The organism is Exiguobacterium sp. SH4S7 (assembly GCF_004336795.1).
GTDB lineage: Bacteria > Bacillota > Bacilli > Exiguobacteriales > Exiguobacteriaceae > Exiguobacterium > Exiguobacterium aurantiacum_A.
This window is the reverse complement of record NZ_SJUT01000004.1, coordinates 93,963-118,806: the sequence shown is the minus strand read 5'-3', so window position 1 is coordinate 118,806 and position 24,844 is coordinate 93,963. Positions and strand designations below refer to the sequence as shown.

Annotated in this window: 32 protein-coding genes and 1 tRNA gene; 15 read left to right on the top strand and 18 right to left on the bottom strand. The window is 50.7% G+C overall.

Annotated features, from left to right (window positions below; all coding sequences use genetic code 11):
* Positions 1 to 47: 47 nt before the first annotated feature.
* From EVJ29_RS09590 to EVJ29_RS09575, 4 genes are all read left to right on the top strand, one after another.
* Positions 48 to 416, top strand: a complete 369-nt coding sequence (locus EVJ29_RS09590) for a GNAT family N-acetyltransferase (protein WP_131489776.1) — start codon at positions 48 to 50, stop codon at positions 414 to 416.
* A 130-nt stretch (positions 417 to 546) separates the two neighbouring features.
* Positions 547 to 963 carry an NAD(+)--rifampin ADP-ribosyltransferase gene (arr, locus tag EVJ29_RS09585; RefSeq protein ID WP_131505024.1) on the top strand — a complete coding sequence of 139 codons (417 nt, stop codon included), beginning with the start codon at positions 547 to 549 and terminating at the stop codon, positions 961 to 963.
* 2 nt (positions 964 to 965) lie between these two features.
* Positions 966 to 1,409: a hypothetical protein gene (locus EVJ29_RS09580; RefSeq protein ID WP_131489778.1), complete on the top strand. Its 444-nt coding sequence runs from the start codon at positions 966 to 968 to the stop codon at positions 1,407 to 1,409.
* A gap of 85 nt (positions 1,410 to 1,494) precedes the next feature.
* A complete protein-coding gene (locus EVJ29_RS09575; protein ID WP_131489779.1) occupies positions 1,495 to 1,914 on the top strand; it encodes a DUF7674 family protein in 420 nt (139 codons plus the stop codon).
* Between the two features lie 85 nt (positions 1,915 to 1,999).
* Here EVJ29_RS09575 and EVJ29_RS09570 read toward each other — a convergent pair whose 3' ends face one another.
* From EVJ29_RS09570 to EVJ29_RS15365, 4 genes are all read right to left on the bottom strand, one after another.
* Positions 2,000 to 2,233 carry a hypothetical protein gene (locus EVJ29_RS09570; protein WP_131465074.1) on the bottom strand — a complete coding sequence of 78 codons (234 nt, stop codon included), beginning with the start codon at positions 2,231 to 2,233 and terminating at the stop codon, positions 2,000 to 2,002.
* Between the two features lie 62 nt (positions 2,234 to 2,295).
* Positions 2,296 to 3,354, bottom strand: a complete 1,059-nt coding sequence (locus EVJ29_RS09565; protein ID WP_131505023.1) for an ABC transporter permease — start codon at positions 3,352 to 3,354, stop codon at positions 2,296 to 2,298.
* Positions 3,354 to 4,214, bottom strand: a complete 861-nt coding sequence (locus tag EVJ29_RS09560) for an ABC transporter permease subunit (RefSeq protein ID WP_201739007.1) — start codon at positions 4,212 to 4,214, stop codon at positions 3,354 to 3,356. The genes EVJ29_RS09565 and EVJ29_RS09560 overlap by 1 nt, the downstream gene beginning before the upstream one ends.
* A gap of 366 nt (positions 4,215 to 4,580) precedes the next feature.
* The gene (locus EVJ29_RS15365; RefSeq protein WP_131465078.1) at positions 4,581 to 4,853 is read right to left on the bottom strand and encodes a hypothetical protein; all 273 of its coding nucleotides are present in this window, start codon (positions 4,851 to 4,853) and stop codon (positions 4,581 to 4,583) included.
* Positions 4,854 to 5,189: 336 nt separating this feature from the next.
* Here EVJ29_RS15365 and EVJ29_RS09550 point away from each other — a divergent pair, with 336 nt between their 5' ends.
* Positions 5,190 to 5,480, top strand: a complete 291-nt coding sequence (locus EVJ29_RS09550) for a hypothetical protein (RefSeq protein WP_131465080.1) — start codon at positions 5,190 to 5,192, stop codon at positions 5,478 to 5,480.
* A gap of 36 nt (positions 5,481 to 5,516) precedes the next feature.
* On the opposite strand, the gene EVJ29_RS09545 is transcribed toward EVJ29_RS09550, so the two are convergent.
* The 3 genes from EVJ29_RS09545 to EVJ29_RS09535 all read right to left on the bottom strand — a co-directional run bounded on the left by EVJ29_RS09545 (position 5,517) and on the right by EVJ29_RS09535 (position 8,361).
* A complete protein-coding gene (locus EVJ29_RS09545; RefSeq protein ID WP_131505022.1) occupies positions 5,517 to 6,275 on the bottom strand; it encodes a DUF817 domain-containing protein in 759 nt (252 codons plus the stop codon).
* 8 nt (positions 6,276 to 6,283) lie between these two features.
* A complete protein-coding gene (locus tag EVJ29_RS09540; RefSeq protein WP_131505021.1) occupies positions 6,284 to 7,144 on the bottom strand; it encodes a metal-dependent hydrolase in 861 nt (286 codons plus the stop codon).
* 221 nt (positions 7,145 to 7,365) lie between these two features.
* On the bottom strand, positions 7,366 to 8,361 hold the full coding sequence (locus EVJ29_RS09535) for a helix-turn-helix transcriptional regulator (protein ID WP_016509555.1): 996 nt from the start codon (positions 8,359 to 8,361) through the stop codon (positions 7,366 to 7,368).
* A gap of 116 nt (positions 8,362 to 8,477) precedes the next feature.
* Here EVJ29_RS09535 and EVJ29_RS09530 point away from each other — a divergent pair, with 116 nt between their 5' ends.
* Positions 8,478 to 9,323, top strand: coding sequence for an alpha/beta fold hydrolase (locus EVJ29_RS09530; RefSeq protein WP_131465086.1), 846 nt, complete (start codon positions 8,478 to 8,480; stop codon positions 9,321 to 9,323).
* Positions 9,324 to 9,348: 25 nt separating this feature from the next.
* On the opposite strand, the gene EVJ29_RS09525 is transcribed toward EVJ29_RS09530, so the two are convergent.
* From EVJ29_RS09525 to EVJ29_RS09485, 9 genes are all read right to left on the bottom strand, one after another.
* The gene (locus EVJ29_RS09525) at positions 9,349 to 9,765 is read right to left on the bottom strand and encodes a hypothetical protein (protein WP_236633498.1); all 417 of its coding nucleotides are present in this window, start codon (positions 9,763 to 9,765) and stop codon (positions 9,349 to 9,351) included.
* A gap of 82 nt (positions 9,766 to 9,847) precedes the next feature.
* Positions 9,848 to 10,270: a hypothetical protein gene (locus EVJ29_RS09520; RefSeq protein WP_131505020.1), complete on the bottom strand. Its 423-nt coding sequence runs from the start codon at positions 10,268 to 10,270 to the stop codon at positions 9,848 to 9,850.
* 77 nt (positions 10,271 to 10,347) lie between these two features.
* Positions 10,348 to 10,641 (bottom strand): hypothetical protein, encoded by a 294-nt coding sequence (locus EVJ29_RS09515; protein WP_131505019.1) that lies wholly within the window; start codon positions 10,639 to 10,641, stop codon positions 10,348 to 10,350.
* 124 nt (positions 10,642 to 10,765) lie between these two features.
* The gene (locus EVJ29_RS09510) at positions 10,766 to 12,184 is read right to left on the bottom strand and encodes a glycoside hydrolase family 32 protein (protein ID WP_131505018.1); all 1,419 of its coding nucleotides are present in this window, start codon (positions 12,182 to 12,184) and stop codon (positions 10,766 to 10,768) included.
* Between the two features lie 22 nt (positions 12,185 to 12,206).
* The gene (locus EVJ29_RS09505) at positions 12,207 to 13,637 is read right to left on the bottom strand and encodes a sucrose-specific PTS transporter subunit IIBC (protein ID WP_131465094.1); all 1,431 of its coding nucleotides are present in this window, start codon (positions 13,635 to 13,637) and stop codon (positions 12,207 to 12,209) included.
* Positions 13,634 to 14,578 (bottom strand): carbohydrate kinase family protein, encoded by a 945-nt coding sequence (locus tag EVJ29_RS09500; RefSeq protein ID WP_131505017.1) that lies wholly within the window; start codon positions 14,576 to 14,578, stop codon positions 13,634 to 13,636. Before EVJ29_RS09500 ends, EVJ29_RS09505 begins: the two co-directional genes overlap by 4 nt.
* 109 nt (positions 14,579 to 14,687) lie before the next feature.
* Complete coding sequence (locus EVJ29_RS09495; protein WP_131505016.1) at positions 14,688 to 15,677, bottom strand: LacI family DNA-binding transcriptional regulator; 990 nt, start codon at positions 15,675 to 15,677, stop codon at positions 14,688 to 14,690.
* Between the two features lie 47 nt (positions 15,678 to 15,724).
* On the bottom strand, positions 15,725 to 16,201 hold the full coding sequence (locus EVJ29_RS09490; protein WP_071397451.1) for a GNAT family N-acetyltransferase: 477 nt from the start codon (positions 16,199 to 16,201) through the stop codon (positions 15,725 to 15,727).
* A gap of 86 nt (positions 16,202 to 16,287) precedes the next feature.
* Positions 16,288 to 17,151, bottom strand: coding sequence for a cation diffusion facilitator family transporter (locus tag EVJ29_RS09485; RefSeq protein ID WP_131465099.1), 864 nt, complete (start codon positions 17,149 to 17,151; stop codon positions 16,288 to 16,290).
* Between the two features lie 181 nt (positions 17,152 to 17,332).
* Between EVJ29_RS09485 and EVJ29_RS09480 the strand changes: the two genes are divergently transcribed.
* The 6 genes from EVJ29_RS09480 to EVJ29_RS09455 all read left to right on the top strand — a co-directional run bounded on the left by EVJ29_RS09480 (position 17,333) and on the right by EVJ29_RS09455 (position 22,726).
* Positions 17,333 to 17,644, top strand: a complete 312-nt coding sequence (locus EVJ29_RS09480) for a hypothetical protein (protein WP_070327307.1) — start codon at positions 17,333 to 17,335, stop codon at positions 17,642 to 17,644.
* A gap of 41 nt (positions 17,645 to 17,685) precedes the next feature.
* Positions 17,686 to 18,459 (top strand): class I SAM-dependent methyltransferase, encoded by a 774-nt coding sequence (locus EVJ29_RS09475; RefSeq protein WP_236633497.1) that lies wholly within the window; start codon positions 17,686 to 17,688, stop codon positions 18,457 to 18,459.
* 165 nt (positions 18,460 to 18,624) lie between these two features.
* A complete protein-coding gene (locus EVJ29_RS09470) occupies positions 18,625 to 21,006 on the top strand; it encodes an immune inhibitor A domain-containing protein (RefSeq protein ID WP_131505015.1) in 2,382 nt (793 codons plus the stop codon).
* A gap of 109 nt (positions 21,007 to 21,115) precedes the next feature.
* Positions 21,116 to 21,186 (top strand) — tRNA-Thr (locus tag EVJ29_RS09465).
* Positions 21,187 to 21,323: 137 nt separating this feature from the next.
* The gene (locus EVJ29_RS09460) at positions 21,324 to 21,884 is read left to right on the top strand and encodes a hypothetical protein (RefSeq protein WP_131505014.1); all 561 of its coding nucleotides are present in this window, start codon (positions 21,324 to 21,326) and stop codon (positions 21,882 to 21,884) included.
* Positions 21,885 to 22,030: 146 nt separating this feature from the next.
* A complete protein-coding gene (locus EVJ29_RS09455; RefSeq protein WP_070327311.1) occupies positions 22,031 to 22,726 on the top strand; it encodes a queuosine precursor transporter in 696 nt (231 codons plus the stop codon).
* Positions 22,727 to 22,742: 16 nt separating this feature from the next.
* Here the strand turns inward: EVJ29_RS09455 and EVJ29_RS09450 are convergent, their stop codons facing one another.
* Positions 22,743 to 23,003 carry a hypothetical protein gene (locus EVJ29_RS09450; protein ID WP_233589672.1) on the bottom strand — a complete coding sequence of 87 codons (261 nt, stop codon included), beginning with the start codon at positions 23,001 to 23,003 and terminating at the stop codon, positions 22,743 to 22,745.
* Between the two features lie 147 nt (positions 23,004 to 23,150).
* Here EVJ29_RS09450 and EVJ29_RS09445 point away from each other — a divergent pair, with 147 nt between their 5' ends.
* The 3 genes from EVJ29_RS09445 (at position 23,151) to EVJ29_RS09435 (ending at position 24,587) form a co-directional block, all read left to right on the top strand.
* A complete protein-coding gene (locus tag EVJ29_RS09445) occupies positions 23,151 to 23,507 on the top strand; it encodes a PilZ domain-containing protein (protein WP_071397445.1) in 357 nt (118 codons plus the stop codon).
* 86 nt (positions 23,508 to 23,593) lie between these two features.
* Positions 23,594 to 24,226: a hypothetical protein gene (locus EVJ29_RS09440; RefSeq protein WP_016509573.1), complete on the top strand. Its 633-nt coding sequence runs from the start codon at positions 23,594 to 23,596 to the stop codon at positions 24,224 to 24,226.
* A 106-nt stretch (positions 24,227 to 24,332) separates the two neighbouring features.
* On the top strand, positions 24,333 to 24,587 hold the full coding sequence (locus EVJ29_RS09435) for a hypothetical protein (protein ID WP_070327313.1): 255 nt from the start codon (positions 24,333 to 24,335) through the stop codon (positions 24,585 to 24,587).
* A gap of 71 nt (positions 24,588 to 24,658) precedes the next feature.
* Here the strand turns inward: EVJ29_RS09435 and EVJ29_RS15610 are convergent, their stop codons facing one another.
* Positions 24,659 to 24,790, bottom strand: a complete 132-nt coding sequence (locus EVJ29_RS15610; RefSeq protein ID WP_016509559.1) for a hypothetical protein — start codon at positions 24,788 to 24,790, stop codon at positions 24,659 to 24,661.
* Between the last annotated feature and the right edge of the window lie 54 nt (positions 24,791 to 24,844).

Genomic DNA, 24,844 nt, shown 5'->3' with positions numbered 1-24,844 from the left:
TCAAACCGATCGAGACGCCGTTCGCACTCGACCAATCGTTCGCTGTCATGAACCAGCTCCGGCCCGACCTGACCCTCGCGTCGTATCGAGACCTCGTCGCCAAAATGCGGCCACAAGGGTATGAGTTGCATGCATTATATGCTGACGACGACATCGTGTCATTAGCCGGCATCGAGGTACGCGTCAACCTGTATCTCGGGAAGCACGTCTACATATATGACCTCGTCACGAGTGCCGCGCATCGTTCAAACGGATACGGCGAGATGTTGCTTCATTTCGTTCACGAGTACGCTCATGATTGTGGCGCGACATGTGTCGCGCTCGAGTCTGGGCTCGCCCGGACCGATGCGCACCGCTTTTATACGGACAAGATGGGCTACGCCATCACCAGCTATTCGTTCCGGAAACAATTGTAGATATGGAAAAGGGAAGAGCGATCCGCTCTTCCTAGCCTCATTGTATCGTGATTCCGTAACCAAAAACAGACTACCTTCTCCTAATTTCAACCACTATACTTTGGATACATGACAAAAGGAGAGATGCCTCATGACGAATGAATCAAAACCGCCCGATCCGGGCCCGTTCTTCCACGGGACAAAAGCCGAACTGAAGCTTGGGGAGGTACTTGAGCCCCGACGCGATTCGAACTATCAAGAGAAACAGTCGAACTATATCTATTTCACGGCGACGCTCGATGCCGCCAAATGGGGAGCCGAGCTGGCGAGCGGAGATGCCCGTGAGCGCATTTATCTCGTCGAACCGACCGGTGACTTCGAGAACGACCCGAACCTGACCGACAAGCGCTTTTCAGGAAACCCGACACGGTCGTACCGCTCGAGCGCCCCGCTCAAAGTCGTCGCCGAACTCGGTGCTTGGGAGCGACATCCTGACGAAGTGATCGCGCATATGCTCGTCTCGCTTGAGAAACTGCGGCAAGCTGGAGAAGATGTGATTGACGATTGAACATGTGGGAAAATCCTTTAAAGAAACCACACACGAAACGCCAACGCCTTGCAATCGCTTGTCTCGTACTCGGGCTGCTGTACGCGACGACGTATATCCCGCAGCGGGTCATCACGACGTCCCCGTCGGATGTGTCCCGTATCCATGTGTTTGACGGTCAGAGCGGCTATGAGGTCTCACTAAGCGAGCGGCGTGACATCGACTCCATCATGCGTAATCTGAATGACATCACGTTTCAAAAAGGAAAACCTAGCTTCGGCTATATGGGGTACTCGTACCGTGTCACATTATACGATGAGGACGGGGACGAGCTCGATGAATTCATCATCAATAGCGAGACGACGCTCAGGTACCACGGTTTCTTTCACACGGCAAAGTCAGGAAACATAGACTATGACACACTCGATAAATGGATGGCACAATTTAAAACGCATTATGATGAGTAAACAATCATTGTGACAATCACCTGTGAGGGTGATGACGCATCGACAATGTCTGTTTTAATTGTGTCTTAAAAAGGAGGGTGTGAAAATGAAAGAAGAAGTGTCTAAAGGCGAAGTCATGGAACTGTTTCTCCAAGCATGTCCTTCTTATAAAAAACGATGGGATTCGTATATTCAGGACAATTACGAGACTGGAGATGAACAATTACTATATATCGATTTTGCTGATTTCGCTACGCACGTCGTTGACTTGTACAAACGAAATGAGTTGAATGAGTTATCAGCTGTGTTTGATGTAATTGAATTGCTGCATACAACTGGCGATGCTTACGTTAAGGAAGCTGTGACAATTGGGTTATTAGAAGATTTACAAAATAAATTATTATACAGTGGAAGAGATACGAGTGTTTTTCATCCCTATTTGCACCGAGAATCACTCAAATGGTGGAATCATTTAAATGATTTTTGGGATGGCAAAACAAAATCTGTTGGTGGTCCCGAAAGATAAATCTTTTCTAGCGGAAGACCGTTTTTGAATTCGATCGTTTCTACTCTTTAATCAAATACAATACTTCATTGTGAATCGTATATCCTCACCGTTCACAACCTATATAGAAGTGGGAGTGGCTGTATACACTGACAACTCCTGAAACAACCATTTTGAAAAGATAGTTATTCACAAGACCTTCAATCACGTGTCCCTTTATTTTTTCTAATAGCGTTGTTTCTGGAATCCAATCAATCACATAGCCAATCCCTAACATGGCAGGAAGGCTCATTAGTATGTACACTGAGATAAAAATGAGCGTAAGCGATTTCGTGCTCATCATCTTCAACCTCCCTATGTTTTCTTACGATAATCAGACATTAATTAAGAAAGCGGATGGCATCAGTACTTGATGTCATCCGCTTTCTTTTGATTCATCTGTTGAAACGAGGCATTCGCATGAACGAGCGTGAACGGATCCGCAAGCGTTGCTGCTGCCGCCTCGGCTTGAGACGTCGTGTCATCGGTGACGACTGATTTTTGACGTCGTAATCGGAATGCCCGCTCGAGTCGACTCGTCAACAAGTTACTGAGAAAGACGAGCATGGACAGCCCGAGGGCTGGAACGAGGAACATATGGTTCGTCATCCAAGTCATTGCCGTGAACTGCGTGAAATAGAAACCGAACATCGACGACCATTCAAACAGTGTCGGTCTGACCCCTTCAAACAGGAAGACGGTTCCCCCGAAAAAGACACCGAATAAGGATAGATGAATGAGCAACATCAGTGTTTGCACGAATTGCTGCATGAAGACAATGACCAACGTCGGGACGAGGTGCGGCCACAGGTGCCGCCTCGTCCGATGCCAGACGCTGCCTCCTAACGTCTCAGTGACGATCATAAACTCTTGTTTGAGCAACTGCCGGACTTCTGTTATCAGATAAAGCGTGACGGCAGGCAAACCGAGCAACACGAACACCGTCAACTGTAGGGTTACGCGGTCTAATAACGGCGGCACCATCGTCGAGTCCGCGAAGAAAAAGGACGGGAATAACATCATCATGGCCAACAACGAGATAGGCAGAATCAAGAATCCATCTAACACCATTTTGAAGATTCGGTTCAAGCGTGCCCCGCGAAATGCGAGTGGGATCCCGACCAATAGGCCGAGCGCCATCCGTACGAGTGCGACGGTCGCACAAATGCCGACCGTCCATTTAAAGCCTTCAATCATCATCTGGAACAAGTCGTTCCCGGCCCGGTCGGTTCCGAGCCATTGATCTTTCGACGGTTCGAGTGGCGGGATGCCAATCAATCGACCTTCGTCGGAGTAACGGTTCAGGAATTGATCGACTTGGCCATCGCGGAATACGGTATTGCCGATACTGAGTAACAGCAAGCTGGCAAAAATCACGAACCCTATGATGAAAATCGGGTCACGCAGTAGCGTACGACGCATCAAATACCTCCTTTCCAAGCGTTCGGGATGAGCCATTCCGCCAGTAAATCCAATATAAAGATTGGGATATAGACGACCAACAAGATGACAAGTAGGATCGGCATGACAGGATTATAGACGACGAAACGGAAAATCCCTTGTACGTTAAATAAATATTCGATGATTAAAAGACTTGATAATACCGTGATCAAGTTCGAGCGGAAAAAGAGATAGAAGCGATACACCAAATTCGGGAGCAAGTGTCTCCAGAACAGGGCGGCCGGTCGGACGCCTTTGGCCCGCGCCAGCTCGAGAAACAGCGTCGCTTCCTCCTCAAGGATGTGTTTCGTCAACCATTTGAGGAAGAAGAACAGGATGGTGAGCGTCAACGTCACAATCGGCAAAAAGCGTATGTATTCGGCAAACCCGCCTGCGACTTCAATCTGATCAAACCCCGTCTTCTTGTAAATCGTGATGGCGAGGAATTGCGAGAAGATGAGCCAAAATAAATCCGGGATCATCTCGAGCGTCTGGCTCGATTGTTGGAGCACCGTGCGCACGCGCTTCCCGCTTCGATAAAAGAAATAAGCGTACAGAAGAGCGAACCCGACCGAAACGACAAGCGACGTCATAAAGATGATGACCGTCTCTTTCATGAGCGGACCGAGTGCAGGCAATAACGGTAATTCTCGTTGCGCGGTTACGTTGAAGTATGTAATCTCATCAAGTTTCGCCAACTGACTAAATTGTTGTTGCAGCCCGTTCCAGTAATTCGATGGCACGAACTCGAGCTGCACGACGAGTGACGGCAAGGCACTGATCGCAATCAACACAAACAGTGTGATGAAAAACTGAGCCGATTTTTGAGCAAGCAAATTCATCCGATTCTCTCCTTTCAAAAAAAGTACAATCTCATAACCGTTTCGATTTTACATATAGATTTAAGAACCAATTCCAAAATAGAGCATATCACTCACCTTAAAGTAAAAATTCTCCATTTACACTGTTATGATTTTATCATAATTATTTATGAATAAAAACAATATTCGGAAAATTTCAGGAATTTAACTAGTCATTTGATTCGACAGTTTTCGCATTAAATAAATGCTCTTTATAACTCAGCGACATCCATTCCATTCCCACTATATCTTTATCGGGAAAATAGATTCCAGATGATAATTGAATTTTAGTAAGATGAATGGCAGAAAATCGTTTAAAAAAAGTATCCTTCTCATCAGAAGAATACTTTAGTATGTTGAAAAGAGAGTTTTGCCATCTTCAGATTTTAACATATAGTCAACTCCAGTCGAGTTCACTTTCGTCAACGTGACGTTGCAAGCAAACAACGTGCCTGGGCCATACGCGACGTCTTCCGGTATCTCTGGAAAATCGTAGGACTCCTCTTCGAACCAGAGCGTCACGCCACCTTGTTTTGACTGATTGTCGACCACATAGCAATTTCCGCTCGCCGTTTCATAACGGTCGAAGGCCCGATCGTATGTATCTGGTACGGCAATCACAAAACAAACGACGGCTATAAAAACACTGAATACGGCACCTAACAATTTACTCAGTTTTCGCTCGCTCCTCCATTGCGAAATATACATATACGTCGAGAACACACACATGAATCCAAAAAACCAAAATGCAATTAATTGTGCCAACTTGATCACCTCTTTCATACTATACGAGCACTGCTGAACAATGTTTCATCATCCTATCAGATTAAGGAGTATTTTATGACCCACTTCCTCAAGTTACAATCAATATCAATCTTACTGGCACTCACCTCACTTATAAATATCCAACTGCTCGCCAATAGCGGACGAGTATCCCTACTTATGGGTGACGCTTCTTTGATTATCATAGCGATTACTGGTCTCGCTTCACTCATTTTGTTCGCACGTCTGATCATCAAACGCTTAAAGCACCTTGCACCTTCACCATTTAACCTGTTCCTCTATATCCTGTGGCTCCCTTATTTGGCGCTGTTCACATACGGCTGGACGCGTGTCATCCCTGCTCCTAGCGAAGCAGCCTGGCCAAGTCCCGCCATCGGACTCGTCATCATCGCGCTCGTATTGACGTTCCCGCTTTATATATTCATCGTCCATATGATTGCCCGCTCCAAACAACCAACGACCTAAAAAACGTGTGCGACCGATTCCGGTTGCACACGTTTTTCACGAGAGACCTTGACGCCGCTTCTGCCACGCCACGAGCAAGATACTGATGATGACGAGCAAGAACCACGATGACAACTTGCCGAGGTCGACGAGTGCCCAACCGCTCAACTGATTCGGATACGCCCAGCCGTTATAGAACGTGACGATATTCTCGGCGAACCAGATGAAGCAGGCGATCAAAAAGAAGGCTAGGACGACCGGCATCGTGAAACGGCGGTCGTCAAGCCGGTACGTGACGATGGCCCGACCGAACGTGAGAAAGACGAGTCCGATCAACAGCCAACGTAGATCGAGCCAGATGTGGTGCCAAAAGAAGTTGAAGTAGATGGCAATACCGAGCCCGAAAGCGATCAGCGGTGGGGGCATCTTCAAAAACTCGAGGTCGAGCCGGCGCCACGACTGGACGACGTAACTGCCGACGCTCGCATACATGAAGCCGGCGTAAAGTGGGACACCAAAAAGTTTCGTCAACGCCTCGTCGGGATAGCTCCACGACCCCATCTGTACTTTGAACAGTTCGAGGCCGAGACCGATGATGTGGAACCAACTGATGACTTTCAGTTCTTCCATCGTCTCGAGCCCGGTCTTGACGAGCACGACTTGGACGAGCAGGCACCAAATGAGCAGCACGTCATAACGTGGCAGCGGAAAGTCGAGCCATTTCGTCAGCGCGAGCGCGCCGAAGATCGCAACCGGGAAGATGCAACTGAGCGCCTGTTCGTAACCGAAGATGAACAAATAACGTAGCCGTCGCATGATGTCACCTACAATTCGATGTATTCATAGAGGAATGACGACTCGCCGTCAAAGAAACGCGGATCGTATAGACCGAGACGTTCATCCTCTTCGACGACGACAACGAACGGGGACCACTGTTTGAGCGTGATCGCTTCTTTATTCTCATCAAACAGCGGCGTCAAGTCGGCATCGTCCGCGCTCGTCAGCTCGTATTCGAGCTCAGGTGTCTGATAGATCGAGTCACTGAAGATCGAGACGCTTTCGTCTGTCTTCGTGATGACGGTGAACTGGGTCGGGATGAAAGAGGCCGAGAGTGCCACTTCTTCATGCTCGGCGGCGTACGTCTGATACAAGTACGCACCCTGCGCACTTTGAATCAAGACGTGGACGACAATCGCTGCCCAGGCGTAGCGATACACCGTGTGCCGGACGTCCGCCCGACGCGCGATCAGCCAAGCGACGAGGAAAATCCCCCAATAGACGAAGTCAACGATCGGAATGACGCCGAACGTGACCCGGACGTCGGACAACGGTTCGAAATAACCGGTCCCCCAGGCGTTGAACAAATCGGCCGTATTGTGGATGAAGACGGACAAGAGCGCCCACCAGAAATAGCGGACATCGGTCACGTTGAACAGTACGCGGACGAGTATGTAAATCAGTAACGCGAACAGCGGCACGAGGAAAATCGAGTGGGTGATGCCGCGGTGCCACATCTGATACATCCCTTCCGTGTCCCATAACCGCGAGACGACGTCACTGTCCGGAATCTGACTCCCGACAAGCGTCGTCACGAACAGCGCCCGCTTTTCATTTTTTTGTAGTTCACGTTTGTCGGCCGCCCCGTACAACGTCAAGCCGAACAACGTATGTGTGATCGTATCCATGCAACACCTTCTTTCTGTTTTGAAAAGACATCCCCCTCATCGCGAGGCGGATGTCCGTCCGTGCTTTATTTCTCTTGGTCCATTTTCATGGCGCGTCTTGCGACGACGGCGACAAAAATGACAGCGACAATCGGAATGATCAAAGGCATCCAATTCAACATCCGCCTGTCCCCCTTCTACAAGTGTCGCAAGCAGTATATCACAGTTTCAAATCAATCGTTTTAGTGGATGCTCGCCTTGGCGTAACGGCCTGCCATCGACTCAATCGTTTCACGCATATGGTCGCGCAGCGTGACCGGTTCGAGCACCTCGACTTGCGTGCCGAGCGACAGGAGCCAGAAGACGAAACCGTCTGATACGGCCGCGTCGAAGCGGATGAGGAATCGTTCCTCTTCACGTGTGATCGATACATCTTCCCCGAGCTTGTCGAAGATGACCGGAAGCACCCGCTCATCGACGGCAAGAATGATCTCCTCATCGAGCCCGTTATACATGTTGAACGACTTTTGAAAGTAATCGTCCGCCAGATGATGCTTCAGGCGCGGCGTGTCGTCCTCGACGATCTGTGAATTGACGATGCGGTCGACACGGTAGTTGCGAATCTCCCCGATCGATTCATCGATGCCGATCAAATAGTACTGCTCATGGTTCCAGTGTAGGTCGATCGGATTGACGACGTAGCGCTCGCCGTCACGGCGGAGCGGGAACGTGCGTTTCGTGACGTCAAAGCCGACGACGTCCGTGTATTGGAACGAGATCGCCTTCTGTTCTTGGATCGCCCGTTGGATGCGGTCGATATGGTACGGGATCTGTCCATGCTTTTTCTTCGGTGTCTTGATGATCGATTGGAGCGTCTCTGCTTCCGGGATGCTCGTCAGTTTCTGAAGCTTCTCGACGATACTTTCCGTCACATCTTCCGAGATGAACTTGGCCGCGACGATCGCATCGACCATCATGCGAAGCTCGTGAATTTCAAATAGACGGGCCGAATGCCAGTATTTTTTGGCGAGACCGTTCTTTTCAAGCTCATCCTGCACCTCGAACCCCGAATCGGTCAATGCTTGAATGTCGTCTTTCACCGATTTTTTTGCTAACTTAGAAGTATCTCCAATTGTCGATAAATATTCGAGCAAGTCTTCTAACGTCTTTGGATGATTGTCATCTGTGTGGCGTTCGAAAAACCGTCTCACCTCGAGTAACCGTTCTCGGTTGTTCACGGTTTAATCCCCTTTCAGTTCTCTATATGTATGATGTATAAACAGACATTATCATGTAATTTCCATGAAATAAAGTTATTTTCCATTACAATTCATTTAAGGAGGCGCACGCCGCTGTGAAACACTATGCCCATGTCAACGGCACGAAAATCGAATATATGGACCGCGGTCATGGTCCGGTCGTCATCTTGATTCATGGGACCCAATCGTCGAGTCTAGAACCGTACCATGTGGACCGTCTCGTCTTGTCCGGATTCCGGGTCATTGTCCCATCGCGACCTGGATACGGTGAGACTCCGTACTCATTTTCGGCCACGCCCCAACAGTTCGCAGGACACTTACAGCGCTTGATGGAAGTCATGGCCATCGATCGCTATCACATCTACGGCATCTCGGCAGGTGGACCGACGGCGATCGAGCTCGCTTCTGACAATGAGCGGGCGTCGAGTTTGACGCTCGCCGCCGCCGTGACGAGCGCGGTCGACTTCCCGTACCGAGACTACGTCAGCCGAAACGTCGCTCAGCCCGCGTTCATCCTGGCACAATATGCGATGAAGTACTTCGTCTTTAAAGCGATTCAAAAACAACCGTTCGAGGCGACGGCACGGATGATCGAATCGACGAGTCTGCTCGCACTAGACGCCGTTCGCGACGAAGTGACGCCGTACGATATCTTCTTATTGAAGCGGGTCGCGAGTCAGATGACGTTCGGGCTTGGCGCCCAGTTCGATCTTAGGCAACGTGTCGCCGCCGAGGCGTTGCTCGGGGTGACTTGTCCGACGTACATCGTACACTCTAAAAACGACAAGGCCGTCCCGATCCGTCACGCCTATTATGCGAAGCGGCTCATCTCGCACGCTCAACTTATCATCTTGAACAGCCCCGGCCACTTGATTTGGATCGGCCGCCACGCCCGGAAGAGCGAACAACAGATCGAACGCTTCATCCGCTTCAACTCGTGAGACACCTTTAGTCAGGTGTCTTTTTTCAATCCGTCTCAAGCAGTTCAATCAACTCGTCCGTCACGTCAGCCGGGACGAGGTACACCGTGTTCGTATCATTCACGTTCATCAGGCTAGTCGGTTTACCGGATTCCCCAATCCAGACGTAATAGCGGTCTGTCTCGTCACTCTTAAATCGAACTTCCACATCGTATTCAGGTGTCGCCATATTCACGATTCCTGGTTGTTCGTCAGCATTTCGAATCATGTCCGCAAATACTTTGACGTCTTCGAGTCTGTCGTATGTGACGACTTCTCGCTCCTGGAACCGACCAAAGTCGACCGATTCAGCGATACGGACTTGCACGATGTCTTCCGCGACGAGCTCGCTCGTCTCGCATCCTCCCATTAACCCTACGGTCAGTGCAGCTATACCTGTCATCCATTTATCCCGACGTTTCATCTAGTCCCACCTCCACATGTTGTCTTGTATCTATACGAGAGACGCTTGTGATTGGTTTCAAGGATGAACACAATTAACTTCTTTAGTCGTCAATCCCGAGCGTAAGAATCAAGCGGTCCGTGACGTCAGCCGGCACTTTGTATACGAGATGCGTTTGCGAGACGTTCATCAGTACACTCGGTGACCCGACTCGACCGAGCCAAAGATGATAGCGTTCCACGTCATCGCCCTTGTAACGGATTTCGAGATCAAAATCCGGTTCATTGTGAATCGTTTCGCCCGTAAACTCATCAGCATTTCGAAGCATGTCCGCGAACACTTTAATGTCATTTAATCGATTCAACTCGACTAAAAATTGTTCATTGAATCGCGTCCGCCCTGAGGACTCAGCGATTTTCACCTGATCCATCTCTTCAGCGTCAATCGCCTTGAGTCCTTCTCTGCCATATCCATATGGCAACGTGATCCGCCTTACTTCTTTCATAAAATCAAACAGTCGGTCCACAATTACATCACTCCCAAGTTTATGATTATCCTTTCATACGCAAAAAGTGAGCGCTTGGTTTCACTTGCATTTCGGAATTATAATCTTCGTTTCTTCATGCTTCTTTCTAAAAAGATTGGCAACATGTTCAGCAGAATCGAAATGCTCGTCAGCACCCACCACGCTCGCCCCATGCCCGGTACGACATCCGCCAACGTACTCCAATCCTCCGCTTCGACCCAGACTGTTAAATAACTATAATCCGCGCACAGCGTCAATGCGGTCAGCGATAAAGCAATCGCCATCGGCAGCTTGTAGTCTCTCCCGACACTGAACGTATACAAGTTGAACAGCGTCGCCGCAATCGCAAGTAATCCAAATATGATCCACATTGTCCTATCGTCTCCTGTTGTTTGATATGTAAGTTATTTCCTATTCCCAGAATAACACACGCAAGGAATGAAGCAGTCGGATTTTTAGGACAACAAAAAAGCCGGGCCGAAGCCCAGCTCTTCCTTATTGATACGTCCAACCGGTCAGGCTCGCAGTCGCTCCTTCATAACGCAACTGTTTTTCAAGCTCGCTCGGGAACACGCGGAGCGTGGCGACGGCCTCGCCGTCATTGACGAAACATTCGACACTCGACGAGTCGACGAACACGTGAAGTGATTCGACGGCGATCGTTTTCGTCCGGGTCGTTCCGAACTCGGTCGCGAACGGCTCACCGGCGTTCGTCCGGTCGATCGTCAGTTCATGCGTCGCTGCATCATAACGGATGACGAGTGACTCATTCCCGATTTGGAGCAGGTCGAGCGTGAAGTCAGATTCGTCCGTTTTCAGCTCGAGCTCGTAACGGTCCGGTGTCGAAGTTTCAATCACCGTACCGGATGCGTTGACGAATTCGTTTTGGCACAGCTTCGTCATCGCTTGCACCGGACGCTGTTTAAGCAATCCGTCCTCGAGCGAGAGTTCACGCGGCAACGTCAAGGCGTGGGCCCAACCGTAGCGGTCTGTCGGGTAGTCAATCTCCGGCAAACCCATCCAACCGACGAGCACGCGACGTCCCTCATGTTCGGTCGTCTGCGGTGCGTAGAAGTCGAACCCGAAATCGAGTTCTTCGAACGCACCGTGTGTGAACGTCAACGTTTCGACGTCGAGTTTGCCGATCAAGAATCCAGACTGATAGATGTTGTGATAACGGTGGCCTTCCGGCTCGATGCCTTGTGGCGAGAAGACGAGGACGTGTTGACCGTTCAGTTCGAACACGTCTGGGCATTCCCACATGTAGCCGAACGGGTCGAGACCCGTTTTGACTTCACCGATAAACGTCCAGTCGTTCAAATCAGTCGACCGATACAAGACGACACAGCCCGTATCATTATCACGCTGCGCTCCGACGATGGCGTAATAGACATCGTTCTCGAGCCACACTTTCGGGTCACGGAAATGTTCCGTGTACCCGGCCGGTACGTCCGGGATGGCGACGTTCCGGCGTTCGATTTTTCCGTCTCGTAGCACGCCGATGATTTGCGAGGCGTGACGCGTCCAGTCGTCCGTCCGGTGGTTGCCGGTGTACATGACGTGGAGTTCACCGTCCTTCACGAAGCCGCTGCCCGAATAGGCACCGTGTGAGTCTTCGGTCGTCTCCGGGACTAACGCCACCCCGCGGTCCGTCCACGTGACGAGATCGGGTGATGTGACATGGTACCAATGCTTCAGACCGTGTACCGGTCCGAGCGGGAACCATTGATAAAACATGTGATACTCCCCGTTGTAATACGTGAATCCGTTCGGGTCGTTCAGGAGGCCCGTCGGCGGTTGGATATGGTATCCGAACCGCCACGGGGAAGCCGCCGTCTTCGCACGGAGCGTCTCCATCTCGAGGGCACTCACGTCACTTAACGAGCGGTAACGCTCTGCCTTCGTCCAACTCATACAATCACTTCCTTTTTCTTTCTTATGCTGCTTGTTTAACTGCTTCTTTTTTCGTTTGGCGTTTCGCAAGGACGAACGTCAATCCGAAGGCGACCGCGAAGGCGATGGCCATACCGATGATATACGAGACAATTGATGCCGGTGCAATCGAGATGATCCCTGGAAGACCTGCCGCGCCGAGGGCGACAGCGAGGACTTCACGACCGACGATGAACGCCGAGGCGATCCCTGAACCGATGATGGCCGCGATGAACGGATAGCGTAGTTTCAAGTTGACCCCGAACATGGCGGGCTCAGTGATACCGAGTAGTGCCGAGATACCAGATGCCGAAGCGACACCTTTCATCTTCTTATCGCGTGTCAAGAAGAAGACGGCAAGCGTAGCCGCACCTTGGGCGACGTTTGACATGGCCGCGATCGGGAAGATGAACGAACCACCTGTGCGCGCGATGTCTGCGAGAAGTTGCGTCTCGATGGCGATGAAGCTGTGGTGCATCCCTGTGATGACGATCGGGGCGTACAAGAGACCCATGACGAGACCACCGAAGAATCCGAGCGAGTCATACGTCCAAACGAGCGAATCGATGATCAAGTTACCTGCTTCACGCGTGATCGGTCCGACGAAGGCGAACGTGACGAACGCCGTGATGAGGAGCGAGAGCAACGGTGTGAGCAAGATGTCGAGTGATGCTGGCATGAACTTACGGATGTTGATTTCAAGTTTCGATAAGATATAGGCGGATACGAGGACCGGTAACACTTGTCCTTGGTAACCGAGCTTCTCAATCTCAAAGCCGAGAATGTTCCAAACCGGGATGTCGCCGACCGTCGCTTGTGCGTAGGCGTTGACGAGATCCGGGTGGACCATGATCATCCCGAGCGCGGCGCCGAGGTATGGATTACCCCCAAACCGCTTGGCGGCGGAGAACCCGATCAGGACGGGTAGGAAGACGAAGGCGGCGTTGGCGAACGTGTTGATCATCGCGGCAAGATCGGCGATACCAGGGTACTGGTCGATCAGCGAGCTGCCGTCGAAGAACAAATCAGGTGCTGTGAGCAAGTTGTTGATCCCCATCAAGAGACCGCCGGCGACGATGGCCGGGATGATCGGTACGAAAATATCAGATAGCATCTTCACGAACTGTTGGAGCGGGTTACCTTTCTTCGCACCGGCCGACTTGACGTCGGTCGTCGACATATCACCGAGACCTGTCAATTCGGCGAATTCGGCGTACACTTTGTTGACTGTACCTTGACCGATGATGACCTGATACTGCCCGCCCGTTGAGAACGTCCCTTTGACGACGTCAAGTGCGTCGAGTTTCTTCTCGTCGACTTTCGATTCGTCGTTTAGGACGAGGCGGAGCCGGGTCGCACAGTGGGCCGCTGCTGCAACGTTGTCTTTCCCGCCGACCGCCTCTAAAATCGCTTCTGCTTCTTGTCTGTAGTTCATACTGGTTTCCCTCCTAGTGCTTCAAGCACACGTTGTTGTGATGGTATGGCTGGAATCGCGCCGTAAGCGGTGCACGTAAGCGCGCCGGTCACGTTCGCATATTCGATATCCTTTAGTAAACGAGCGTCATCGACCCCGAGTGTCGCTAATCGATACAAGTAAGCACCGACGAAGGCGTCACCAGCTCCCGTCGAATCGACGCTGTCAATTTTCACCGACGAAATCACATTGTTGCCGTCTTTCGTGGCGATCAACGTCCCGCGCGAGCCGAGCGTGATGGCAATCCGTGACGCACCCGTTTCGAGAAGCGACGCGACCGCTTGATCTAAATCGTCATGCCCGGTCAAAAGTTGCGCTTCCTCTTCGCTCAACTTCACAAAATCGGCTTCTGCGATAAAGTGAAGCGAGTCTTGTTTGAACGCGTCGATGTCTGTGACGAGCGCATCCCGGTAGTTCGGGTCGAACGAGACGAACAGGCCGTCACGCTTGGCGAACTGTAACAGTTTAAAGTAAGCGTTCTTCAACTCACCGTCGAGCAGTGCCGTCGCTGAACCGAAATGAACGATGTCACCTGGCTTGAACGCGGTCAAGTCGATCGCTTCGAACGCATAGTCGCCGTCACTCCCACGACGGAACGTGAAGTCGCGCTCCCCGTCTGCTTGGATCGAGACGAAGGCGAACGTCGTGTCACCCTGTTCGACTAGATTCTCGACGCCGACGCCGTTGTCGACGAGCGTCTGTTTTAAAAATTGTCCGAACGGGTCGGCTCCGACCTGTCCGAGAAAACTTGAGCGTCCCCCATGTTTACTGACGACGGCGGCCACGTTTGCCGGTGCGCCACCTGCTTTCTTCACGAACGTCGTCCCATTGACGAGATCGCTCGACGCGTCTTCACAAACCCAATCAATCAATAGTTCACCAATGCAATGTACGGTGTTCATCCGTCCACCTCCATGTTTGAATGTATTGCTTCGTATCATTTATCGAACCGGTTCCAAAAGCGAATAAAAAATGTTGCGGAACCGGTTCCGCAACACAAATGTAAACGATTTAATTCAACATGTCAACGCTTTCTCGTAATTTTAATTCGAAATTTGTGAACGTTTTCATCGGGGTGGCTTCACCTGTCAGCAACTGGAGGATCATGTCAGCCGCACGAGAACCAGTCCGCCGATATGGAAGGTGGACCGTCGTCAGCGATGGATGCAATACTTCTGTGAAATCGTACCCACCGAAACCGCTGACCGAGATGTCATCCGGCACTCGTTTGCCGCCGTTCGCTAACCCTTTCAAGACACCGAGCGCGATGTTGTCGGTCGCACAAACGACGAGCTTCGCGTCCGTCACGTCGGTCGCGAGCTGCTCACCGATCGGGATGGCGTCGTCGATTCTGAACGTCGTCGTCATCGAACGGACGATGGCGCCAGCTTCATTGAACGCTCTCAAAAATCCGTCACGACGGGCTTGTCCGACGGCGATATCATCCTCTGCCACCCCGACATAGATGATGTCCCGGTGCCCCCACTCCATGAACTGTCGCCCGAGCGCATAAGCCGACTCATTGTCCGGGTAGACGAGGCTATGCACGTCATCGTGCTGCTGACCAATCAACAGGACCGGGATTTGAATCGCTTCGATCGCCTGTAGATGCGCTGGCGTCACGGTCGTCCCGAGCCAAATGATGCCGGCCACTTTTTGCTTGGCCAAGTTATACAGTTGCTCGATCTCACGCTCGGTCTGTTGGGCCGTGTTGACGACGAGCATCTGATAACCATGCTCGGTCAAGCGTTCATCAATCCCCATCATCGTCCTTGAAGCCGCATACGAATCGAGACGTGGGACGATGACGCCGATCATCTTCGTCTGCTTCGACTTCAAACTTTGGGCGAACTGGTTCGGTTCATATTTCGTCTCACGGATGACTCGCTCGATTTTCTCACGAGTCGCCTTCCCGACCGATCCCCCATTCAAATAACGGGAGACAGTACTTTTGGCAACACCGGCGAGTTTAGCGATGTCGTTGATCGTCACTTGTTTCATCCAAAAACCCTCCATACGAAAAAACTGACGCGCTAGACGCCGTCAGTTCAGTGGTTCATCACATATCGTTTTTTAAAGTTTAAATAGTAAAGTCCGTTGCGTTTCTCGAAGCCGTTCTGTTCGAGGACGCGACGCATCGCTTCTTGATGCGGACTCGTCGGCGGGATGCCGGCGCGGACGGTGTGACCGTCTTTTAAATCGGACTGTTCGAGTGCAAGGCGTAATCCTTCTGTCGCATAGCCTTTATCTTTATACGGGTCAAACACCATCAAATCGAGCTGATAGACGCGAGCTAGCTTGAAAAGCAGTACTTTACCGACGATTTGTCCGTCTTGAACAAGGTCGTAGTAAAAATCCTCGCCATAACTATGTTCGTCAGCCATGTACACATGCTCGGCCCCCATCTCGACAAAAATACCTTTTAGTTCTTCGGCCGACATGCCGTATGAGCTTTGACCATATTTCTGAAAATGTTCATATTCGATCTCATCGATCTGGCGAATAGGTTGACGCACGATTTTCATCCCGTGCCCTCCTTAACAGTTATTCCAACGTCTTTCCAAACTCATTATATACGAAGCGCATCATGAAGCGCAAAAGATAACCTAAATCAGACCGGTTCGATATGAATGTGGACCGAATCGACGGCGTGGTGTTTATCGAGTTCCCGTTCGATATCGTCACAAAGCACATGAGCCTCGTCGACGGTCAAACCACCGTCAACGGCGATCGTCACGTCGAGCATGACGTGGTTACCGAGATGCCGGCCTTTGATCTCTCGAACTTCTTTGACGGTATCAAAATGTTGGATCGTCTCTTCATAAGACTCGACGAGATCAGGCGGGAACCCGTCAGACAGTTGATGCGTCGCATCGAGAAAGATTTGGATGGCCGTCCGGATGATGAGCCCCGCGATGACGACCGCGAGCACTGTATCCATCCACGGCAGCTTAAAGTAAGCGAACAAGACGCCGAGCGTCGCACCGATCGAGATCAAGGCGTCGGCCAAATTGTCTTTCGCGGCCGCTTTCAGCGCGAGTGATTTGGTCTGTTTCGCCAAGTTCAAATTGTAGCGATGGACACCGTACATGACGATCGCACTAAAGAACGCGACGACGGCGGCGAGCGGGTTCGGCTCGACGTAGACACCGGCGAGCAGATTGGCGATGCTGTTCAATAACACGAACAACCCGACCGCGACCATGATGAGCGAAGCGACGAGCGCGGCAATCGTCTCCATCTTCGCATGGCCATACTTATGTTCAGCATCCCGCGGCGTTGCCGCCACACGAATCCCGATATAGACGGCAATTGATGCGATGACGTCGGTCGTATTGTTGAAACCGTCGGCGAGCACGGCTTCCGAATTGTAAATATAGCCGAAGACGACTTTGAGAACAGATAAAATCAAATAAGTCGTGATTGATAAAATGGCTCCTTTGAGCGCTTTTGGTGGATGATTTGTCGAATGCATCCGCCCACCTCCTTTTTAGCTAAGTTAGTATACCAGTTGTTCTTCGTGTGGGCATAGAGAAACAGTGTTTCCCGAAGTCAAAATAAATGGAATATATTCCCGGTAGTTTCGTCTTCCGAAAATTATGGTAAAGTAAACAAGAAGAGACCCTTGTGGTTAAACCGTAAAAGAGGTGAAAGATATGTTCACAGAACGTGATGGTATTAAACTTCGTTTGGAACAAATTGACAGATTGTTATCCGATTTGAATCGTGAAGCGAAACAATTGATGGTACGCTTACGCGAACTTGATGCGAGTGGTGAGAGCCCACAAGAAGCGTCACTTAAGCCAGAAGATCGTGATACGCTCAAAACGTCGATCGATGAGACGCTCGAAGCGCTCCAAACCCGCTCGAAACGTCCGATCAACCCGAACGATGAGAAAAAGAAAGAACTCGCCTCGAACAAGGCGCTCATCGACGAGTTGTCAGATCTACTCAGTAAGAAAAAATGAGACGCCACCGCGTCTCATTTTTTAAGTAAGGAGATTAAATGATGTATATCGTCACAACTTGTCTACGGCCGACTGAAGCAATCATTCATAAGGCAAACGAGCACTCATTGCTACACGATGTGCCGTTCGTCTCGCGGCGAAAGCATTCAATCGAGACGTTGATGAGCCGGCACGGTGCCGCCGTCCTCGTTTTCGATAAGCGCCGCGTTGAGTATACGCCGCTCGGCGCCAAAGAGCCGTTCTTCTTCCATCCATCAAGCTCGGTCTTCCGTGTCAAGCAACTGCTTCGTGATGGCAACGACCCACTGATCGATGCGGCCGACCTTCAACTCGGAGACCGCGTGCTCGATTGTACACTCGGACTCGGTTCCGACAGTATCGTCATGAGCCACGCCGTCGGCCCGAGCGGTCGCGTCGTCGGCCTCGAGAGCGAATTCATCACAGCGACACTCGTCAAAGAAGGCATGTCGGTCTGGGAAGAGAAAGAGAACGCTTTGAATGAAGCGATGCGACGCATCGAGGTCGTTTGGACCGACGCCCTCACTTATTTGAAAAATTGTGCGGATGACGAATTTGAGGTCGTCTATTTCGATCCGATGTTCGAAAAAACGATTTCAGAATCAGTTCATCTGAACCCGTTACGAGCGTTGGCAAACGAAGCGCAGTTGTCAGATGAACTGATTTCAGAAGCCAAACGCGTTGCGAAAAACAGAATTGTCCTAAAAGCACATTTTGAGAGCCCGGCATTCGAAAAGTATGGATTTAAGCGACTTTCACGCAAAACTTCGAAGTTCCATTATGGATATATCGACTGAGAGACTCGTTCGGATTAGGTATTTTGACTTAATCGGGACGAAAGTCTCTTTTTTCTTATTTTTCATAATTGTTATTTTCTGAATATTGACATTAATCAGACACAAGTTTAACGTTTACATCAAGCTCACACAATTTCCCATTATTTTTACAGGAGGTCAGTCCAAATGAAAAAACGTTCCATCCGTCGTACGACGCTCGCCGTCGCGCTGACATCGGTCATGAGCGTCAGTGCGATCCCGGCCGTCGGTGCCGCTCCACTTGCCGCTTCACCGTTACCAACCGCAACAAATACTGCCCCATTCGATCACAACATCATCGATGAGGATCGACTCGCCAAAGCGCTCGAAAAGCGTGGCGTCATCAAAAAAGGGCTTTCAACGAAAGAGCGACAGAAAGCCGTCGACGCGTATATTAAAAAGAAGCAAGGTACAGCGCAAGATGCCCACGATCACAAACATGATGACAAATTGAATGACAAAGCGGCGAAAGCGAAAGAGAAGATACATAACCAATTCGAAAAAGAATCGAAACGTCTCCTCGACAAAGCGAAAAAAGGTCAAGGCAATTATCGAAAAGGCAAACCGAATGGCCAAATCAAAGTTGATCCGGCCAAAGCAACGGGCTATAACGGTGCGGTTCGTGAAGACAAAGTGCTCGTCCTCCTCGTCGAGTACAGCGACTTCAAACATAACAACATTGTCCAAGATCCCGGTTATATGTATAGCGACAATTTCAGCAAAGAACACTACGAGCAGTATATGTTCGGTGATAAGTCGTTCGAACTGTTCAACGGTGAGAAAGTTCAGACGTTCAAACAGTATTATGAAGAACAGTCTGGCGGCAGCTACACGGTCGACGGTACCGTCTCTGAATGGTTGACCGTACCAGGTACGGCGAAAGACTACGGCGGTGACAATCCGGCCGGCGGGAATGACAACATTGGTCCAGGTCCCCGTCAACTCGTCAAAGACACGTTGAATGCGGCGGTCGCTTCAGGAATGGACCTCGCCGAATACGATGAGTATGACTTGTATGACCTCGACGGCGACGGCGACTTCAACGAACCGGACGGCTTGGTCGATCACTTGATGATCATTCATGCTGGTACCGGCCAAGAAGCGGGCGGCGGTGTCCTCGGTGACGACGCGGTCTGGTCACACCGTTGGGTACTAGATGGCGTATATGGCGTGGAGAACACGACGGCTGACGTCCCATATTGGGGCGGTAAAATGGCCGCATACGATTACACGATCCAACCTGAAGACGGAGCGGTCGGCGTATTCGCCCACGAATTCGGTCATGACCTCGGTCTTCCTGACGAATATGACACGCAGTACACAGGCCAAGGCGAGCCGGTCCAATCATGGTCGATCATGAGCGGCGGCAGCTGGGCTGGTAAAGTGGCAGGAACGGAGCCGACGAGCTTCTCGCCACAAAACAAGGAATACTTCCAAAAATTGATGGGCGGCAACTGGGCCAACATCACGGAAGTCGATCTTGAAGACATCACCCAGCAAGGTTTCGTCTCGAAACTCGATCAATCGGTGACGAAATCGAACAACCCAGGGTTGTTGAAAGTGAACCTTCCGGACAAGAAAGTGAAAGGTATTGAACCTGAGTTCGGACAGTACTACTACTACTCGACAAAAGGTGATAACTTGCACACTGAACTCGTGACACCAAGCGTCAAGCTCAGTGCTGACGGCACACTCGCCTTCGATACACGGTTCGAGATCGAATATGATTACGACTACTTGTACGTCAAAGCACTGAGCGGCGGCAAAGAAGTCGTCCTTGACGTCTACGGTGACGACAACACCGGAAATGACGCCGAGTCAACAAACGGCGCTTGGGTGAACAAATCGTACGACTTGTCACAGTTCGCCGGTCAAGACGTCCAGATCGTGTTCGAATACGTGACAGACGGCGGTCTCGCCCTTGAAGGATTCGCCCTCGACAACTTGGCGATCACGTCAGGCGGACAGACGCTTCTCGCAGATGACGCGGAAGGTGCTGAGGCGGTCACGCTCGACGGCTTCGTCAAGTCGGACGGTTATGACACGAAACCGCACTACTACTACCTCGAATGGCGTAACCACGCAGGCGCTGACACGGGTCTCTTGAACGGCCGTGGCGTCAAGTACAACACCGGTCTCGTTGTCTGGTATGCCGACGACTCGTTCTCGGACAACTGGGTCGGTATCCACCCGGGCGAAGGTTTCCTCGGAGTCGTCGACTCACATCCAGAGGCAATTGTCGGTAACTTGAACGGCAAAGAAACGGTTTCAGGCAGCACGCGTTACCAAATCGCGGACGCCGCGTTCAGTTTAGACAAAACGCTCGCTTGGTACCTCGATTCTCCGAGCCGCGGAATTTACGACTACAAGGCGCAATCTGGCGTGAAACAGTTCAATGACGCCAATACGTACATCAACTCGCTCATCCCGGATGCGGGCCGTAAGCTTCCACAATACGGACTCGTCGTCGACGTCGTCGGCGAAGCGAAAGACAATTCGGCTGGAGCTGTTTGGGTCCGGACGAAGTAAGCATGATTTGTTTGACCCTCGCTCTTCTCATCAAGAGAAGAACGGGGGTCTTATTATTCTAAAAAAGCTTGAATTTTCAATCGAGACTGTGTAACATACTAGTTGTAACGCCTCTGTAGGTTAGTGGCAGACCTCAGCAATGGTAATGCTGCAGCACGAGTTCGATTCTCGTCGGAGGCATCAACTGAATCCGTTTTACGGAGCGATAAAAAGCACTTTCTCGAAAAATAGAGAAAGTGCTTTTTATTGTATCTAATCCGATTTGATATTCCAATAAATGGTATAATGAGCAGATACATACCTAAAGGAGACTAGATATGAAACGTTTCATCACACTACTAGCTGCCGTCGCCTTGTTGGCCTCTTGTACCCAAGAGACAACGGATCGTCCGATTGACTCACCACCAAAGAATGAAAATATCGTGATCGATGTATCTGAGACGCAACCCTTCTCCGAACCTGTCCCGACCGAAGAAGAAGTCTCGATATTTTTAGGCTATCTCGAGTCACTGAGCAGTGATACGCTCGGTGCGCTGCGTCAATCCGAGCAATCCATCTTCGCCTGTGGGACGTCTTGTGAAGACCGTCCGCTCGAAGAAATCTCTACTCAAATCGACAGTAACCGGGAAGAGCTCGAATCCGTCCGTGCCGACCTTGATGAAGTTCTTCCGGCGCTCGACCACTTGGTGTCATCTGACGCATCAGGAATCGACCGCGAAGGACTGACCAGCGTATTGAACGAACTCACAGCCGTCAGTGAGGGGTTGACGCAGTTTTTAGAGACTGACGATTGGGCTTATTGGGAAGAAGCCCGGACCCAATTGAATAGCATGTCATCGACCATAAAAGGCATCGCTATTTATCTAAGTGGTGTGTGACATTTATCAACTACATAGGCTGCTCTCATCCAAACTCGGATGAGGGCTTTTTTCTTACAGTCATGGATACTGTCTTGACACGTTTACGGTTCCTCTATAAACTTGAAAAGTTGAATTGAATGATTTTTTTGGAAGGAGCATGACAGATGCTGAATGAATGGTTATGGATCCCTTCTGCCCTGCTCACGCTCGGTCTGCTCGTCCTCAGCTATAAACTGTTCGGACGGGTCGGACTGTACGCCTGGATCGCGATGGCCTCGGTCGTCGCCAACATCCAAGTGACGCAGCAGATTGTGATTGGTGGTTTCATCTTCACACTCGGGAACATCGTCTACGGTTCCCTTTATTTAGCGACAGACATCTTGAACGAGAAACATGGCCGTCACGCCGCCCGCAAAGGCGTCTGGCTCGGCTTCTTCATCTTGATCGTCTCGACGGTACTCATGCAGTTCGCCTTGCTTTACGAACCGTTCGAAGAAGCGCTCTACATGCATGAGAGCTTCAAGGCGTTGTTCTCGATGCTCCCGCTCATCACGCTCGGCAGTCTCGCGGCGTACCTCGTCTCGCAACTGTTCGACGTCTTCATCTATTCGAAGATTCGGGCGAAAACGGGTGAGAAGAAACTGTGGCTCCGGACGACTGGATCGACGGTCGTCTCACAGTTGATCGATACGCTCACGTTCTGTACGATCGCCTTTTGGGGAATGGAATGGGATATCTGGTGGAACATTTTCGTCACGACGTATGTCGCGAAGTTCATCATCGCTTGGATGGCCACGCCGTTCATGTATTATGCGAAACGGACCGAACCACAAGACGACGAGACGGAAAAAGCAGCCTAAATAAAAAACCGCAACCTCAACGGGTTGCGGTTTTTTCTCGAATTTGCAGACGCACCGCGTAAGGCCGCGCATCTTCGAGTGACGACGTCTCCCGACAAACAGTGAGCGCCATGTAAGCGTCGATAGCGAGCGCTTCGATGGTCTCGTCCGTCGTCTCGACCTCAAGTATGGTGTAGGGCGGCAGATGTTCGAGCTTGACCCACTGCCCGTGCAGGTTCTTCACATAGATGATTGGTTCGTCAATCGAGTAACGTCGGAGTAAATCAGACACGTTCACGCGATCCCCTCCTTAAACCAAACCTTTATCCTCATTATAGAAAGCGCTTACGATTCTGTAAACCGTGCTTCCCGAAAATTTGGCGGTCCAACGCTTCAAAAATGGTGGAATCGAACCGATAATCTAGAAGAGAAATGAGGTGAACCGATGCGTTATCGCCGACAAGAAACGTTCCGCTACATTTTACCGAACCCCCGTTTCATCCCCTACCGCCTCGTATGGGAAGATAAGGAGTTGCATGACGGTGAAGGCATGCTGCTCAACATTAGTGCCCACGGCTTGAAGTTGCGCTGCGACTACTTGTTCCCGCTGTCGGAAGGGCTGAAAGTTCAGGTCGTGCTCGACCTCGTCCCGCTCATCCAGTCAATCGAGTTGACTGGTCACGTCCGTCACCGCAGTCAAATAGGAAGCATGTACGATTACGGGATCCGTCTTGAAGCGAATTCAGAAGAAGCCCAACAGCTCGTGACGATGATCAAAGCTTATGCAAGAGAGAACCAATGAGAACGTGTCGTCAGACACTTCTCATTTTTTGTTCGTCCGATAACAGGGTATACTAATGACAACAGAGACAGATTAGAGGTGTAGCCATGACTAGAAAATTTTTATTGATTCCTTGGGCCGCCGCGATCGCGATCGCGCTACTTGGTCCCAACACCCCGTTCTCGAGCCGGTTCTTGCTCGACTTCCTGACGTACAATACCGATGCCTATGAAGGATATTCTTTATCCCTCTTTAGCGTGCTAGGCGTCTACCCGCTCGCGCTGTTCCCGCTGCTTTGGTCGGAAGTGAACCAACTGCGGCCGAATCCACTCCTACCGGCAGCAACCGGTTTCGTCGTCGGAGGATTCATCATCGCTCCGTATCTCGCGTTCGCACGGCAGTCGCCCTACCCGACGCCAATCAAGCCGTTGCCGACGAGACTGCTCGGGGTCGTGTTGCTCCTCGTCACGATCGGTTTATTCATCGCTGCCGCGATGACTGGGAATGTCGCACAGTATTGGTCATACGTCGAACAGAATCAATTCGTCCGCACGATGACGGTCGATTTCTTTTTGCTCGCCTTCGTCCAAATGACATTGATGACCCGAGATGCGAAGCGCTATAAGATGAGCTTGTGGCCGCTCCCGTACATCCCGTTATTCGGTCTATTGTTTTGGCTCATCATTCGTCATAAGCAACCGTTCAACGAGGCGCCGCCGCGACGGCCGAAAGTGGTTTGATGTTGTACTTGAGAGTGGGTTTCCCAAAACCTACTCTTTCCTTTATACTAGAGCGAGAGTTTATCTAGAGAAAGAAGGGTCAAATCCAATGAGATTTTTTAAAGTAATGACACACACGAACGACAAGGGAGAAGACGTCATCCTAAGCGAGTATTTCAAAATCGCCGACAAACAGGCTGAACAATTCCTCAAAGATACGTTAGAGCTCGACATGTTCGACGAGAAAGTGACGCTCAAAGAGTGCCAAGTCGCGAAAGACCGGTGGGAATGCCCGGTTGGTGACTTCGTCGTCGTCGAATACTTCAATGAAAAAGAGTTTGATAAAATGAACGAGTATCGTGTGGTCGCACCGAAAAAGTGACCCACAGCAAAGGCGACTTTCCCATTTAATCGGGAAAGTCGCCTTTTTATCGTTCGAGTCATCGACGTGCGTTATGACTCCTCGTTATCTTCTTCCGGGTCTGGATCTGGATGTTGCGTCGGAGCCGGTTTTTTCGCCGGATCAGACTCATCGTCTGGCATCGGGTCTGGGTGAACCCCAGGTTGCGATTCGTCACGTTTCATTGAGCATCCCTCCTCTGTCATAGTGGATTAATTCCACATCGATCAAGAGTCGAA

Excerpts from the sequence above, each read along its gene's own strand:
- EVJ29_RS09500 (WP_131505017.1), bottom strand. The coding sequence starts at position 14,578 with ATGAACACCGTACATTGCATTGGTGAACTATTGATTGATTGGGTTTGT.
- EVJ29_RS09525 (WP_236633498.1), bottom strand. The coding sequence starts at position 9,765 with ATGAAACGTCGGGATAAATGGATGACAGGTATAGCTGCACTGACCGTA.
- EVJ29_RS09470 (WP_131505015.1), top strand. The coding sequence starts at position 18,625 with ATGAAAAAACGTTCCATCCGTCGTACGACGCTCGCCGTCGCGCTGACA.
- EVJ29_RS09560 (WP_201739007.1), bottom strand. The coding sequence starts at position 4,214 with ATGAATTTGCTTGCTCAAAAATCGGCTCAGTTTTTCATCACACTGTTT.
- EVJ29_RS09490 (WP_071397451.1), bottom strand. The coding sequence starts at position 16,201 with ATGAAAATCGTGCGTCAACCTATTCGCCAGATCGATGAGATCGAATAT.
- EVJ29_RS09480 (WP_070327307.1), top strand. The coding sequence starts at position 17,333 with ATGTTCACAGAACGTGATGGTATTAAACTTCGTTTGGAACAAATTGAC.
- EVJ29_RS09515 (WP_131505019.1), bottom strand. The coding sequence starts at position 10,641 with ATGTGGATCATATTTGGATTACTTGCGATTGCGGCGACGCTGTTCAAC.
- EVJ29_RS09485 (WP_131465099.1), bottom strand. The coding sequence starts at position 17,151 with ATGCATTCGACAAATCATCCACCAAAAGCGCTCAAAGGAGCCATTTTA.
- EVJ29_RS09505 (WP_131465094.1), bottom strand. The coding sequence starts at position 13,637 with ATGAACTACAGACAAGAAGCAGAAGCGATTTTAGAGGCGGTCGGCGGG.
- EVJ29_RS09565 (WP_131505023.1), bottom strand. The coding sequence starts at position 3,354 with ATGCGTCGTACGCTACTGCGTGACCCGATTTTCATCATAGGGTTCGTG.
- arr (WP_131505024.1), top strand. The coding sequence starts at position 547 with ATGACGAATGAATCAAAACCGCCCGATCCGGGCCCGTTCTTCCACGGG.
- EVJ29_RS09475 (WP_236633497.1), top strand. The coding sequence starts at position 17,686 with ATGTATATCGTCACAACTTGTCTACGGCCGACTGAAGCAATCATTCAT.
- EVJ29_RS09455 (WP_070327311.1), top strand. The coding sequence starts at position 22,031 with ATGCTGAATGAATGGTTATGGATCCCTTCTGCCCTGCTCACGCTCGGT.
- EVJ29_RS09445 (WP_071397445.1), top strand. The coding sequence starts at position 23,151 with ATGCGTTATCGCCGACAAGAAACGTTCCGCTACATTTTACCGAACCCC.
- EVJ29_RS09460 (WP_131505014.1), top strand. The coding sequence starts at position 21,324 with ATGAAACGTTTCATCACACTACTAGCTGCCGTCGCCTTGTTGGCCTCT.
- EVJ29_RS09435 (WP_070327313.1), top strand. The coding sequence starts at position 24,333 with ATGACACACACGAACGACAAGGGAGAAGACGTCATCCTAAGCGAGTAT.
- EVJ29_RS09570 (WP_131465074.1), bottom strand. The coding sequence starts at position 2,233 with ATGAGCACGAAATCGCTTACGCTCATTTTTATCTCAGTGTACATACTA.
- EVJ29_RS09510 (WP_131505018.1), bottom strand. The coding sequence starts at position 12,184 with ATGAGTTGGACGAAGGCAGAGCGTTACCGCTCGTTAAGTGACGTGAGT.
- EVJ29_RS15610 (WP_016509559.1), bottom strand. The coding sequence starts at position 24,790 with ATGAAACGTGACGAATCGCAACCTGGGGTTCACCCAGACCCGATGCCA.
- EVJ29_RS09495 (WP_131505016.1), bottom strand. The coding sequence starts at position 15,677 with ATGAAACAAGTGACGATCAACGACATCGCTAAACTCGCCGGTGTTGCC.
- EVJ29_RS09590 (WP_131489776.1), top strand. The coding sequence starts at position 48 with ATGAACCAGCTCCGGCCCGACCTGACCCTCGCGTCGTATCGAGACCTC.
- EVJ29_RS09440 (WP_016509573.1), top strand. The coding sequence starts at position 23,594 with ATGACTAGAAAATTTTTATTGATTCCTTGGGCCGCCGCGATCGCGATC.
- EVJ29_RS09545 (WP_131505022.1), bottom strand. The coding sequence starts at position 6,275 with ATGCGACGGCTACGTTATTTGTTCATCTTCGGTTACGAACAGGCGCTC.
- EVJ29_RS09580 (WP_131489778.1), top strand. The coding sequence starts at position 966 with ATGTGGGAAAATCCTTTAAAGAAACCACACACGAAACGCCAACGCCTT.
- EVJ29_RS09540 (WP_131505021.1), bottom strand. The coding sequence starts at position 7,144 with ATGGATACGATCACACATACGTTGTTCGGCTTGACGTTGTACGGGGCG.
- EVJ29_RS09575 (WP_131489779.1), top strand. The coding sequence starts at position 1,495 with ATGAAAGAAGAAGTGTCTAAAGGCGAAGTCATGGAACTGTTTCTCCAA.